This is a genomic window from Chitinophagales bacterium (assembly GCA_020635995.1).
Classification (GTDB): domain Bacteria; phylum Bacteroidota; class Bacteroidia; order Chitinophagales; family UBA8649; genus JAFMKE01.
Map to the genome: position 1 here is coordinate 155,001 of JACJYS010000003.1, position 13,569 is coordinate 168,569.

General features: G+C 32.4%; 13 protein-coding genes. 5 read left to right on the top strand and 8 right to left on the bottom strand.

Going from position 1 to position 13,569, the window contains the following annotated elements:
* Nucleotides 1-869 precede the first annotated feature (869 nt).
* The 5 genes from H6578_06485 to H6578_06505 all read right to left on the bottom strand — a co-directional run bounded on the left by H6578_06485 (nucleotide 870) and on the right by H6578_06505 (nucleotide 6,271).
* Nucleotides 870-1,025, bottom strand: coding sequence for a hypothetical protein (locus tag H6578_06485; GenBank protein ID MCB9226790.1), 156 nt, complete (start codon nucleotides 1,023-1,025; stop codon nucleotides 870-872).
* Between the two features lie 177 nt (nucleotides 1,026-1,202).
* Nucleotides 1,203-1,799, bottom strand: a complete 597-nt coding sequence (locus H6578_06490; protein MCB9226791.1) for a hypothetical protein — start codon at nucleotides 1,797-1,799, stop codon at nucleotides 1,203-1,205.
* Nucleotides 1,800-1,980: 181 nt separating this feature from the next.
* The gene (locus H6578_06495; GenBank protein MCB9226792.1) at nucleotides 1,981-3,087 is read right to left on the bottom strand and encodes an OmpA family protein; all 1,107 of its coding nucleotides are present in this window, start codon (nucleotides 3,085-3,087) and stop codon (nucleotides 1,981-1,983) included.
* Between the two features lie 97 nt (nucleotides 3,088-3,184).
* Complete coding sequence (lpdA, locus tag H6578_06500) at nucleotides 3,185-4,576, bottom strand: dihydrolipoyl dehydrogenase (protein MCB9226793.1); 1,392 nt, start codon at nucleotides 4,574-4,576, stop codon at nucleotides 3,185-3,187.
* Nucleotides 4,577-4,642: 66 nt separating this feature from the next.
* Entirely contained in the window at nucleotides 4,643-6,271 is a 1,629-nt protein-coding gene (locus H6578_06505) for a DUF839 domain-containing protein (GenBank protein ID MCB9226794.1), read from the bottom strand.
* Between the two features lie 87 nt (nucleotides 6,272-6,358).
* Between H6578_06505 and H6578_06510 the strand changes: the two genes are divergently transcribed.
* Nucleotides 6,359-6,607, top strand: coding sequence for a hypothetical protein (locus tag H6578_06510; protein ID MCB9226795.1), 249 nt, complete (start codon nucleotides 6,359-6,361; stop codon nucleotides 6,605-6,607).
* Between the two features lie 2 nt (nucleotides 6,608-6,609).
* On the opposite strand, the gene H6578_06515 is transcribed toward H6578_06510, so the two are convergent.
* Entirely contained in the window at nucleotides 6,610-7,950 is a 1,341-nt protein-coding gene (locus tag H6578_06515; GenBank protein ID MCB9226796.1) for a hypothetical protein, read from the bottom strand.
* An 80-nt stretch (nucleotides 7,951-8,030) separates the two neighbouring features.
* The gene (locus H6578_06520) at nucleotides 8,031-8,957 is read right to left on the bottom strand and encodes a LysM peptidoglycan-binding domain-containing protein (protein MCB9226797.1); all 927 of its coding nucleotides are present in this window, start codon (nucleotides 8,955-8,957) and stop codon (nucleotides 8,031-8,033) included.
* Nucleotides 8,958-9,006: 49 nt separating this feature from the next.
* Here H6578_06520 and H6578_06525 point away from each other — a divergent pair, with 49 nt between their 5' ends.
* The 4 genes from H6578_06525 to H6578_06540 are packed head-to-tail and all read left to right on the top strand — an operon-like array spanning nucleotide 9,007 to nucleotide 13,022.
* Nucleotides 9,007-10,380 (top strand): nodulation protein NfeD, encoded by a 1,374-nt coding sequence (locus H6578_06525; GenBank protein ID MCB9226798.1) that lies wholly within the window; start codon nucleotides 9,007-9,009, stop codon nucleotides 10,378-10,380.
* The gene (gene kdsB / locus H6578_06530) at nucleotides 10,381-11,115 is read left to right on the top strand and encodes a 3-deoxy-manno-octulosonate cytidylyltransferase (GenBank protein MCB9226799.1); all 735 of its coding nucleotides are present in this window, start codon (nucleotides 10,381-10,383) and stop codon (nucleotides 11,113-11,115) included. It abuts the gene before it with no gap.
* On the top strand, nucleotides 11,115-12,011 hold the full coding sequence (locus H6578_06535; GenBank protein ID MCB9226800.1) for a 1,4-dihydroxy-2-naphthoate polyprenyltransferase: 897 nt from the start codon (nucleotides 11,115-11,117) through the stop codon (nucleotides 12,009-12,011). The genes kdsB and H6578_06535 overlap by 1 nt, the downstream gene beginning before the upstream one ends.
* Entirely contained in the window at nucleotides 12,012-13,022 is a 1,011-nt protein-coding gene (locus H6578_06540; GenBank protein ID MCB9226801.1) for an o-succinylbenzoate synthase, read from the top strand. It abuts the gene before it with no gap.
* Here H6578_06540 and H6578_06545 read toward each other — a convergent pair.
* On the bottom strand, nucleotides 13,014-13,523 hold the full coding sequence (locus H6578_06545) for a shikimate kinase (GenBank protein ID MCB9226802.1): 510 nt from the start codon (nucleotides 13,521-13,523) through the stop codon (nucleotides 13,014-13,016). The two genes, H6578_06540 and H6578_06545, sit on opposite strands and share 9 nt — an antisense overlap.
* Nucleotides 13,524-13,569 lie beyond the last annotated feature (46 nt).

Consider the following 13,569-nt stretch of genomic DNA (forward strand, 5'->3'; position numbering starts at 1 on the left):
TAAGAATGAATCCATAATGAAAGAATTACCATTTAATTCTATTGCCAAATCAAAATCTTTAAAGCATCTTTATATGATTTCATAAAAATACATTTCATAAATGCTCTATAAGCTATATATTGACTATCATTGCCACTGCATTATCTAAAATATGGTAAACCTATTTCATACTTTCTTAGTTTAAATAAGGGCATTGCTTTTGCTGCCAAAAGTATGCGTTATATGGTTGAATTGTTAATGCACTATCTAAATAGCATTGACGTTTCATAGATAATAAATCAGAGTTATCTATGCTATCTAAATAAATAGACAGCTTGACTGAATCTTCATGCGTTAAAATACTATTATAATCATTCGAGAGCTATTTTGAGAATTAGAGCACGAGAATAATATAACAGCTAAACCAAAACAGAAAATTTAAACATTGTTTATTTTTATACAAAGTATTTTATTGTAATTGTCAAATCTACTCAAATTTTATTTGACCATTTATTATATCATTCACTTGTTTTATGTATTTCTTACTCACCAACTTCTATTATACCTTTCACCTTTTATTCAAAAGTATGAATAAGGAACTACTCCAACGAATAGCTCTTTTCTTTTTGTCGGTTAGTAGTGATAGATATATTTATCGTTCCGCCATAAACCTAATTATTTACTATTTAAGAGGTGCAGTAATTCATCTATCAATTGGTCATCTTCAACTTGAAAATGTGTTTTGATAAAAAACTTGCATTATACCTTATCTTCTGTGCACAAAAACTCTTTAAGTAAAACTAAGCCATTTTTCTCATACAACTTTCCGCTATCAAAGCTCCTATTCCATATGAAGTTGATGTAGAAAAGTAGATTCAATGTATAATTTTTTATCCCGAAAAAAGCAAATCTTCAGCTCCATTAATACTATTTTTATTTAATTCTACATCTTTCTTAATTGATTTATACACTATTATAGGATTTATCACTACTTCCACAAAATAGGTTGCTATACCTTCAACTGCCAATATAGTTGATTTTTTCACAACGATACTTATCCAAAAATAATGAACAAACTCATGTTTATATATCTCTTTAGAATTTCCGGAATATATAATATTCCTATAGTTTTACCACCCACTTTATTCAATCCACCACTTGTAGAATAGTACATCTGTGGAAGATAATCATATCCTAAAATTTTAAAAAACCTCAACTGGTTCTCACATGATATATACAAAAATTGCCATCCAATTTTGTTTCAAACACACGCTCCATATCTTCAATAAATTGATATTGTTCTTAGCTTGTCTTTTATTAAAATCATCGTTTCTTTTTATTGCATACGTTATGTTTTTATAAGGAATCCTCCTCCAATTTTGTAAATAATATAAAGTAGCTTTATCAAAAAAAACTTCATCGTTTTTCATATTATAAGTGCCTATGACATTATAAATAGAAACCACAGAATTATTAACACTATCAGAATTCATAGTGATTGAAAACTTCAATTCATATACCTTCAATTCTTCATTTTCTGACTTCAATGACACTAAATTTAGCACCGTAACTGGAAAATAATCCGGATATTGGAAAGCCCACTTTATTTCTTCATCAAAACCATCGGCAAAAAAATTAATGGTTTGTTCACTCCATAGTTCACTTACTCCGGTACCTGACTCAAATAGCAAAGTGTCAAAATGAACCAATATACTTCTCTCAACCTCATTTTTTAAAGTAAAATTTTGAGTAGTAAAAACCTGCTGAGGGAAAATAAAACAAACAATTCCCAAAAAAATGATTAACAAATATATTTTCATACATCTAATATAAAAAAATGTGGACAATTTCTGCTTCTCTTTATATATAAATATAGGCACTTTGAGATGAAATGTATTTATAGTTGGGCATTATACCAAGTTAAAGAAAAGTTAACTGATTAAAAACAAAAAAGCCATTCCAATTTTTTGGAATGGCTTTTCTTATTATGAAAACTATATCTTATTTAGAAATAATTCTAAATTCTGTTCTTCTGTTTTGTTGGTGTTGAGCTTCTGTACAGCTAACTCCGTCAGAACATCCGTTTACTAAACGAGTTTCGCCATAACCTTTAGCTACTAATCTACTTTTGCTAATACCTTTAGCTACTAAATAGTCAACTACTGCTTGAGCTCTTCTTTGAGATAAATCTAAGTTTGAAGATGCAGAACCTCTTGAATCTGTATGAGAGTTTAACTCTATAGAGATATTTGGTTTTTCAGTCATTAAAGCGTATAATTTGTTGTCAATTACTCTTTTAGAATCTGCTGTTAAACGAGCACTACCTAATTCATAATAAATTGGAATTAAGTTGAACTCTGTTAATTTACAATCCACTTCTTCCCAAACTGTTACACCACCTTTTTTAACTAATACTTGTTTAGCTACATCTTCGTAAGTAGCTGCCACAGTTTCTTCTGTAGTGTAAGCATCTTTTACTAATACTGTTTTAGTAATAGTAGTATATTCAGCAGGAATTTCAATAGTTTCAGTGTAAGCTTCTTTTGTTATTCTTTCTTTTTTAATTTTTGCCATTTTATTAGGAATAGCAACTGAAGTAGTTGTTGCATCGGTATCTAATTTTTTTGTAGGTATTGTTTTTGTTACCTCAGGGTATTTTACATAACAAATAACTCTACAATCTTCAGGGTTTGGAGAAGCACAATCAGGAGATTTTGCTCCATATTCCCATCCTGCACTTTCTTCTTCTACAACAATAGTTTCAGAGTTAGCACCTAATTTAGCCGGCACTACTGTTAATGTAGTAGCTGCTTGTTTAGATTCGTAATCTTCGTAGTAAGTTTCAAAAACTGCCGGATGATAAACATACTTTTTAGAAGCCGGTTTAATCATTACTCTTTCTTCTACTGTTTTGTATTCAGCAGGAACTACTTTTAACACTTTGTATGCCGGTGTTTTTAGTATTTTTACTGTTTCAGTTCTAAATTCGTCAGGAGTAGTACATTTAACGTAACATTTTCCTGTTTCAGGGTTTGTAGGCAAATCTTGAGCTAATAAGCTAGATACTGCCATGAACGCTGGGGCTAATAGAATAAATAATTTTTTCATTTGATTTATTGTTTTTTTTAGTTAAAAAATTTAAAACACCTTTAACAAACACTATGCCAAACAAGACAAAACAATGCAGAAGTGCAAATTATACACACTAAAGGTGTATAACTTCTCCATAAGCATCGGCTGTTGCCTCCATTATAGCTTCGCTTATTGTAGGGTGTGGATGTATTGATTTTAAAATTTCGTGTCCCGTTGTTTCCAATTTTCTGGCTACAACTATTTCTGCTATCATTTCTGTAACATTGTAGCCTATCATGTGTGCTCCTAACAATTCTCCATACTTTGCATCGTATATCACTTTTACAAAACCCCCTTTTGCTCCTGCGGCACTGGCTTTCCCCGATGCCGAAAATGGGAATTTACCTACTTTTATTTCATAACCGGCTTCCTTAGCGGCATCTTCGGTATATCCTACTGAGGCTATTTCCGGTACGCAATAGGTACAAGAAGGGATATTATTGTAGTCTATAGGACTTACATGCTCTCCTGCTATTTTTTCTACACATAAAATACCCTCTGCACTAGCTACATGAGCCAAGGCTGCTCCCGGCACTATATCGCCTATGGCATAATAGCCATCTACATTGGTTTTGTAATATTCATCTACTTGTACTAAACCTCTATCTGTTTTAATACCTACTTCTTCTAATCCTATATTCTCGGTATTTGGTGTAACACCCACAGCACTCAGCACAATATCACATCCTATAATGGTTTCTTTATCGCTATTATTATCTTTTACGGTTACTTTACAGCCTTCTCCGCTGGTATCTACAAATTCTACTGCCGATTTTGTAATAATATTAATTCCTTTCTTTTTTAATACTTTAGCCAATTCTTTAGAAACATCTTTATCTTCTCTTGGTACTATACTATCCATATATTCTACCACGGTAACTTCTGTTCCTATAGCATTATAAAAATAAGCAAACTCAATACCTATAGCTCCAGAACCTACTATCAGCATTTTTTTAGGAGCATCTTTTAAAGATAAAGCTTCTCTATATCCTATTACTTTTTTGCCGTCTTGCTCTAATCCTTTAAGCACCCGACTTCTACCGCCTGTGGCAATAATAATATGATTAGCTTCTAAAGTTTTTGTTCCTTCTTCTGTGCTAACTTCTATTTTTTTACCCGGTTTTACTTTTCCGTAGCCCATTATTACGTCAATTTTATTTTTTCGCATTAAAAATTGAACGCCTTTACTCATTCCTTCGGCTACATTTCTGCTTCTTTTTACTATTTTATCAAAATCAGTGCTGGCATCGCTTACATTTATACCATAGTCTTCTGCATGATTAATATACTCAAAAACTTGTGCACTTTTAAGCAAAGCTTTAGTAGGAATACAACCCCAATTTAAACAAACACCGCCCATTGATTCTTTTTCTACAATGGCAGTTTTAAAGCCTAATTGCGAAGCTCTAATAGCCGCTACATATCCACCCGGACCACTTCCTAAAACAATAATATCGTATTTCATTTCTTATAGTTTGTTTTGATGGCACAAAGGTAAGTATTAATAATTAGCTGTAAAAAAGAAAGTTTACTAAACCATCAACGCATCCAAACTCTCTCCACTTATTACTATTACGCCCGATTTAGGTATTGCATCTCCTCCGTCTGGCCAGTGGCTGGTAAGTTCATCTATACTTTTTGATTTTTCGCCAGGGTGTTGTACACTTAAAAATAAATATTTGCCACTTGGATGAAAAAATGGCCCTGTAAACTCAGCATCATGCGGAGCTGTAGCTACTCGCAATATTTGCCCTGCTTTTTCTCCCGTTCTTGGAATTAAAAACAAACCATTACTTAGCATAAATTCATATTCTCCTTTCCCGATAGATGAGCCACTTACATCTGTTGTAAACCAAAAATTGCCTTTAGGGTCAAATGCCATATTATCGGGGCAGGAAAAACCATGCTCTTTTCCTCCCACTTGAAAAACTTCGCTTTTAAATGTTGTTCCTGTTTTATCTGCACTATCTTCTATTATTTTTACTATAGAACCATGATAATCTCCTTTAGGAATATTGTTAGTTAATGCTACTAAAACATCGCCTGTTACCGGGTCTATTTCTATATCTTCCGGGCGGTTTAGTTTTGAACCACCAACTAAATAAGCCGCTTCTCTCAATCGCACTAAAACTTCTGTTTGGTTTTTAAAATGCTGTTGTAATACTTCATTTTCATTATAATTTAGAGTAAGCCATTTTCCTTCTTCTAAATTGGCTACATACAAAGTGCCGTCTTTTAAATCATTGGCTTTATTGGATACATATTTATACAAACATCTATCGTTAGAATCATCTCCAGAATATACTACTACTCTACCGTCTTCTAATTGATGAACTGTAGCACACTCATGAGCACATTTTCCCATGGCTACTATCTTTTGATTTTCGCCCGTTTTAGGATTGCACTCCACTACCCACCCAAAATGAGCCGTTGGATAATCATAAAATTTATCCCAATGATAATCACTTGGCGTTTTATCTACTATTGTTCCGTTTTCATCGTATATATCTTCGCCATAAAACATATCTGTGTTTTCTTCGCAAGTTAAAATAGTACCCCACGGAGTAATACCTCCGGCACAATTTCCCATAGTACCAATAGCACTATTAGTGTCGCCCACTTTTTCATCCCACAAAAAGGGAATTTCAGTATTTCCGTTTACTCTAATATTGTACTCGCTGTCTTGCACTACACTCCACAAGCCATTTTGACTAAGTTTAATATGAACAAAACTTCCGCCTACTACATATCTTTCTTTATCCACCTGCTCTTTTGTTTTTTCTTCGTACGGAGCATAAGTTCCCATAAGTACAGGATCTAAATATTCATGATTATTCCATAAAATTCCTTCAGAAGCATCTTCATTTAAAGGTATAAAAGCTATATAATCGCTATGTGTACCAAAAAAATCTTTTGCACTTATTTTATCGCCAAAAGTTATTAATACTTCATCTTTAAATCCCTGTGCTAAAGTAACGGCATCATTGCTGTTAGGCACAACACTTTCAAAGAGGATTTTGGCAGCGTATTCTGCTGTTTCAGTAGCTTCAGTTGGTTCTGTTTTGCAGGCTTTAAGCAGGGGTGCTAAAGCTATACTTGACACACCTAATACACTTCCTTTGCCTAAAAATTCTATAAAAGTTCTTCTTGAGTAGTTCATTTTATTATGCTTTACAAGCAAATTTACTCATTGTTTATTAAAGATTTTGTATTAAGTGTATTATCTTAAAGTTATAAACCCTAATTTATGTATAAACATTCCATACCAATTTTATTGCTTTTAATAAGTACTTCTTCTTGCTCAAAAAAATGTAAGTACTGCGAAATTGACCATGTAACGCACTATAATTATAAAAGTGATATTGATTCGGCTTTTATAGAAAAAGAGTACTGCGGCAAGGAGTTAGATGAAGTAGAAGGTGCTAATAATTCGGTAAGATTATACTATAAAGGCGATTCTTTAACTACAGTTTATATTTATTCAGAATGTAGATAAGCTTAAAACACGGGTGTATCTATAAAAATACGCACATTTCCGTCTTTATCCTTAGATGTTTCTTTTAATTTTTGATATAATTCCGGTCGGTCATAAATTACAAAATAGTTAAACGGATCGTTTATAATACTCTTTTTTATATCAGTATAAGGGTCGCCATCATAGTAATTGTACAATCCCATTTTAACTTTATGTTCTTTCAAATATTTTTGAGCTATACCTCTATACATTTTTTCTACCCACGCAGGCTCGCCTATTGTTTGCCAAAAATATAATAGCTGTTCTGTAATTTTCAATTTTGCTAAAAGCTTAAATATCCCCTTAGGATTATCAAATAGAAAAGCAAAATAATCGCCCCAATTTACCGCTACACAGGCTGCTTTCATATTTCCTTCCTTGTCGGTTAGCATATACGCTCCCGTACTTTTAGAATAGTCTATTACCCTTCTATATTGATGATAAAACTCTTCAAAAGTGGGATATTGATTAAACATATAATTTCCTCTATGTTCTTTACTTTTATAATAAAGTTCTTCTATTCTTGCTTTATCGTGGGTTATATCAATAAGTTGTTTTCTGTATTTTTCTCTTCCGTAAAGTAATGATAAATGAGAATTGCTGGTCATAGAAAGTATATCCCATTTTTTATCGTAAAATTCGGCAAGTTTAATTAAAGAGTTATTGATACTTTTATTTTCTTTGCCCATAGTGGCATATACAAAATGTACATCATTTTGGTTAACTAAGTCTAACAAAATACCAAAAACAGTAGAGAAAACGCCTGTTCTTCTGTATAATTTTTTGCCATTTTTTTCAGCTTCGCTAATTCTTAGCATATTGTAATAATAAGAATTATGGCGTTCTGTTCCATTCACTCCGTCTGTAAACTGAAATTGATTGGCATGAATATATCCTGCTAATTTATATGCTTTTCTGCCTTGTGCATCTACGTCATCTTGCATAACATCTAATGCTACTACTACAATAGCTTTATCGTTTATGGATTCTAAAGAATTAGGCACATCATGAAAATAGGCTTGAAAATTCATTTTGCCTACATTGCCCTTCTCATCTTGATGTTTTTCCGGTACAGCAATTACATCTCTACATTCTTCAAAAAAATCATCTATATTTCCTTGCAATCCAAAAAGATTGAAAATTTTATCGGCATGGTGTAAATAAGCTATAGGGAAAGCAAACATGGCTAATTCTCCATCAAACCGGTCTAAACATTCAAACTCTATAGTTTTGTAGTATAAATCATCTTTGCCTTCTATTTTTAGGTATTTGTCTGATTTATGTTCGTCTTTTGCGAAAAAATAATGGTAGGTTCTACTTTTCATAAGGAGCAAATCTACACTTTTTTATAAAAAAAAGCTACCTTAAAAAAGATAGCTTTCTTTACACACACATCACAAAAAGTTTAAAAATCGTCAAATGGTTCAACGGTTTTTTTAGTATTTGGTTGGCTATCGCCCAATTTATACCATGTCCATTCCGCTAAAAATCTATCTTCTATAATGTTTAAGTCTTTAGCCGCAGCTTTAGAAATTTTAATAGAAATATTATTATCTGCATCTTTAGCAGAAATAGGTCCTACTACTTTTAAATATATCACTTTATTGTTCATTAAATTTCTCACTTTAGCTATTTGCCCCGAAGGAACATTATTTGCCATCATTAAATAAACATTACTGTTATTATTTTCCAAATAATTACCTATTCCTTTATCTTTCATTAAAGTGTTATTTCCTTTTCCGTAGCTTTCAAAAAGTTGTTTGTAAAGCGAAGCATCTTCACTGTTTAATACTTCATTTTCAAAACTTGGTTTAGCTACTTCTTTTTCTTTAACCACTTCTTTAACTTCTTTTATCGGTTTCTCTGGTTTTTTATCGCCATTAACTGTATTTTTTATTTCTTCTACAGCTATTTCTTTTTCCACTTTATCTGTCAGCGGTTTAATTCTCAATGTTTGACCTATACTAATATTAGCATTTTCTAAATTGTTTAATTGTATTAAATCATTAACTGTAACACCATATTCTTTAGAAATAGAATACAAAGTTTCCTTAGTTTTTACCGTATGTACTTGAAAACGGTTAATTTCTTGTTTTACCGGAACATTTTTTACGGGTATATTTAAAACTTGCTCAGGCTTTATTATTAAATCGTCTGCAATGGCAGGATTATTTTTTCTTAATTCGTCCACACTAATATTATACTTCTTAGAAATAAAATATAAAGTCTGCCCAGGCTCTACGGTGTGTTTTATTGAATTTTCAGTTGTTTGGGCTATTGAGGTTATTCCTAAAAAACTCAAAACAATTAAATAAACTAACTTTGCTCTCATAATTTCAATTTTACGTAATTTTGGTAAATATATTCCAATATTGTACCAAATGGCAAAAAACAACTGTTTGAAATATCCACTTTACATAACATTAACGTTCATTTTTGTATGCATAAGTATAATTAATGCTCAAAATAACAGCGATAATAAGAAAGTGTACATCTATAAAATACACGATGAAATAGCTCCCGGAGCTACACGAGTAACAGAACAAGCTGTAGCCGAAGCTGAAAAAATGAATGCCGATTTTATTATACTTGACCTAAATACTTTTGGTGGTTTAGTAGATGATGCCGATAAAATAAGAACGGCACTTTTAGAAACGGATATACCTACCATGGTTTTTATAAGAAACAATGCTGCAAGTGCCGGAGCATTAATTTCTATAGCTTGCGATAGCATTTTTATGAAAACAGGAAGTAGCATAGGTGCTGCTGCCGTAGTAAAACAAGACGGTTCTTATGCAGAAGAAAAATACCAAAGCTATATGCGTAGCAAAATGCGAGCAACCGCAGAAGCTACCAACAGAAACCCCGATATAGCAGAAGGAATGGTAAACCCAAAAGTAGTTATAAAAGGACTAAGCAATGATGATGAAATAATAACTTTAAGTGTAGATGAAGCTTTAGAATACGGATATTGTAATGCTAAAGCCGAAAGTATAGATGAAGTGCTAAAAATAACAGGCTTAGAAAATGCTACACGCATTGAACAAAAAATTTCTTTTACCGAAAAATTAATACAGTTTTTGGTAAAACCCTATGTGGCAGGAGTATTGTTAATGATTTTAGTAGCCGGTATTTATTTTGAATTACAATCTCCCGGAATAGGTTTTCCTTTAGCGGCTTCAGTTATTGCTGCCATTTTATATTTTGCTCCTTATTATTTAGAAGGTTTAGCCGCCAACTGGGAAATAGCATTATTTATAGTAGGTGTTATTTTGCTAATAGCCGAAATATTTTTTATTCCGGGCTTTGGCGTAGCTGGCGTTAGTGGATTATTTGCCATTATTGTTAGTTTATCATTAGCTTTAATAAACAATATTAACGGTTTTGATTTTTCTTTTGTACCTTTTGATAAAATGGCAGGAGCTTTTTTAATGGTAACAGCCATAATGACTTTTGGCGTTTTACTGCTTCTTTTTGCCAGTGGCAATTTGGCTAACACAAAAGCTTTTAAACGCTTAGCTTTAGATACTATTGAAAATAAAAACGAAGGTTTTATTATTAGTGCTTCAAAAGAAAAAGAACTAATAGGAAAAGAGGGAGTGGTAACAATGGACTTGCGACCAGCAGGAAAAATAGAGATAGAAAATGAAATATATGATGCTCAAAGTGATGCTGAATATATAGAAAAAGGCAAAAAAGTGTTGGTTAAAAAACAACAAGGAGCATATTTAATGGTAATAGAAAAACGAAGCTAAATGAAAATATTAGCAATTATCCCTGCAAGAATGGCATCTACGCGTTTTCCTAATAAGCCACTGGTAAATATAGGAGGCAAAACCATGATAAGAAGAGTATATGAACAAGCTGAAAAAAGCACCTTACTCTCAAAAATTATAGTGGCTACCGATAGTAATGAAATAGAAAAAGAAGTGAAATCTTTTGGTGGCAATGTAATAATGACTGCTACAAATCATCAAAATGGCACTTCACGCTGTGCCGAAGTGGTAGAAAAACTTAACGAAACTTTTGATGTGGTTATAAACATACAAGGCGATGAGCCGTTTTTTGAACCTGAAAGCCTTAATAGTTTAGTGGCGTGTTTTAAAAACTCAGAAGTTGAAGTGGCTACTTTATGCAAAAAAATAGAACATAAAGAGGATTTAGCAAATCCAAGTGTTATTAAAGTAGTGAAATCTCAACAAAACAGAGCTTTATATTTTTCAAGAACTGCCATTCCTTTTGTAAGAGAAGAAAACAATGACACCGTTTTTTACAAACACATAGGTATTTATGCGTACAAACCTAATTTGCTTTTAAAATTAGTGCAATTAGAAGAAACACCTTTAGAAAAAGCAGAGAAATTAGAGCAGCTACGCTGGCTTGAAAACGATTGTGATATTTACTTAGGCGAAACCACTCACGATAGCAATTCGGTAGATACACCCGAAGATTTAACAGCCCTTAAAAAACAGTTTAATATAATAGATTAATGAATTTAAAACCATGGATTGAAGCTGCAAGACTGCGAACTTTGCCTTTAGCACTATCAAGTATTATAATGGGTACAGCCACGGCTATACATTTTGGATATTTTAGCTGGGCGGTTTTTCTATTAGCAGTTTTAACTACCGTTTTTTTGCAAGTGTTATCTAATTTTGCCAATGATTATGGTGATGCCGTTTCGGGAAAAGATAATGCAGAAAGAATAGGACCGCAACGAGCTGTTGCCAGCGGAGCAATTAATGCTGAAAGCATGAAAAAAGCAGTAATACTTTTTGCCGGTTTATCCTTTTTATCTGGTTTGGCTTTATTATTTGTTGCCTTCCAAAATTGGTTAATGATTTTGGTGTTTGTCCTTTTAGGTTTAGCCGCTATAGCTGCTGCCATAAAATATACCGTGGGCAAAAATCCTTATGGCTATAATGGCTTAGGCGATATATTTGTTTTCATTTTTTTTGGTTTAGTAGGCGTTTTAGGAAGTTACTTTTTATACGGCAAAAGTTTTGAAGTTATGGCTATATTGCCTGCCAGCACCATTGGTTTGTTGTCTGTAGCGGTGCTTAATCTTAACAATATGAGGGATATTGTAAACGATGAAAAAACGGGAAAACACACGCTTGCCGTTAAATTAGGATTAAAAAAAGCAAAGCAGTATGAATATCTTGTTATTGTTTTTGCCTTTTTGTTTTTAATAGCCTTTGCTTTGTTGCAAAATTTTGAGTTAAAGCAATATTTATTCTTAGTTATAGCACCATTTTTTGCTCAAATGATAAAGAAGTTTTTATCCATATTTGAACCACAAAAGTTTGATGCGTATTTAAAAAATGTTGCCTTAGGCACTTTTGTGCTCAGTATTTTATTTTTAGTAGGAATAATTTTAGTGTAAATGCTTACCGCAAGTTTTGAAAAATATGTTTTGCAGTTTAAAAGTCCAAGTGGGACATCAAGAGGCATTTTACGTACAAAAGATACTTATTTTATTACCTTAAATAATGGCAAAAACACAGCCATAGGCGAAGCGGCTTTGTTTAGAGGTTTAAGTGCCGATGATGTGCCAAATTATGAAGAAAAATTAGCAACAGTTTGCAATGAAATAGCTTTTTATAAAGACAATTATCATGAAACTTTAAAGCAATTTCCGAGTATAGTTTTTGGATTAGAACAAGCTTTTTTAAAACTAAAAAACAAAGCTGATTTTTGTTTTGATAATGATTTTACTGTAGGCAAAAAAGGTATTCCTATTAATGGTTTAATATGGATGGGTACGGAAACGTTTATGCAAAAACAGATTGAAGATAAACTAAAGCAAGGTTTCCATTGTATAAAAATGAAAATAGGAGCTATAGGTTTTGATAAAGAAATAGCTTTATTAAAAAATTTAAGAGAGAAATTTTCAGCCAAAAAATTAGAACTTAGAGTAGATGCTAATGGAGCTTTTGCTCCTAATGAAGCTATGGAAAAACTACAAGAATTGGCTCAGTTACAGCTTCATTCTATAGAGCAGCCGATAAAGCAAGGTCAACAAAATGAAATGGAAAAACTGTGTGCCAGTACACCGCTGCCTATTGCTTTAGATGAAGAACTGATAGGCATTTTTGAGCTAAAAGAAAAACAAGCTCTGCTGGACAAAATAAAACCACAGTACATTATTTTAAAACCTGCATTGGTGGGTGGCTTTATAAGCTGTGATGAATGGATAAAATTAGCAGAAGAACGCAATATTGGCTGGTGGATAACTTCTGCATTAGAAAGCAATATAGGTTTAGATGCCATTGCACAATACACGGCAAGTAAAAGCACTTCTATGTACCAAGGTTTGGGAACAGGGCAGTTGTTTACTAATAATACTCCAAGTACACTTAGTATTATAGATGCAAGATTGTGGAGATTAATCTAATAAAAAAGACAAATCTCTATACATAGCGGTTAAAGGTTTGTTATGCAGAATGATAAAGTCAGCTTGCTCGTAAAAAACTTTTCTTTCGTTGTATTTAGTTATTACAAATTGGTCTAATTCCGCTTGTTCTAAGTTTTTAAGAAGTGGGCGTTCGTCTTTATTTTGGCGTAGCCTGCCTATCAATATTTCTAACGGAACTAAAAGATACGCAACGGCACCTACGCTTTTCATAAAATTAATATTATCATTATAGCATGCTGTGCCACCGCCCGTAGCTACTACAGCATTTGAAAAATCCTCTTCTCTCAATATTTTAGCTTCCAATTCTCTAAAATAGTTTTCGCCTTTTTCTTCAAATATTTCATTTATAGTTTTTCCTTCTCTTTGTTCAATAAGTGCATCTAAATCAATAAAGTTCATATTAAAACGCTGGGCTATTTTCTTCCCTAAAGAAGTTTTGCCCGAGCCCATAAACCCTACTAAAAATAATATTCTATTCACAAGTTATTCTTTAAAAAGGTAAAAATAATGAAAACATATCTTTCCT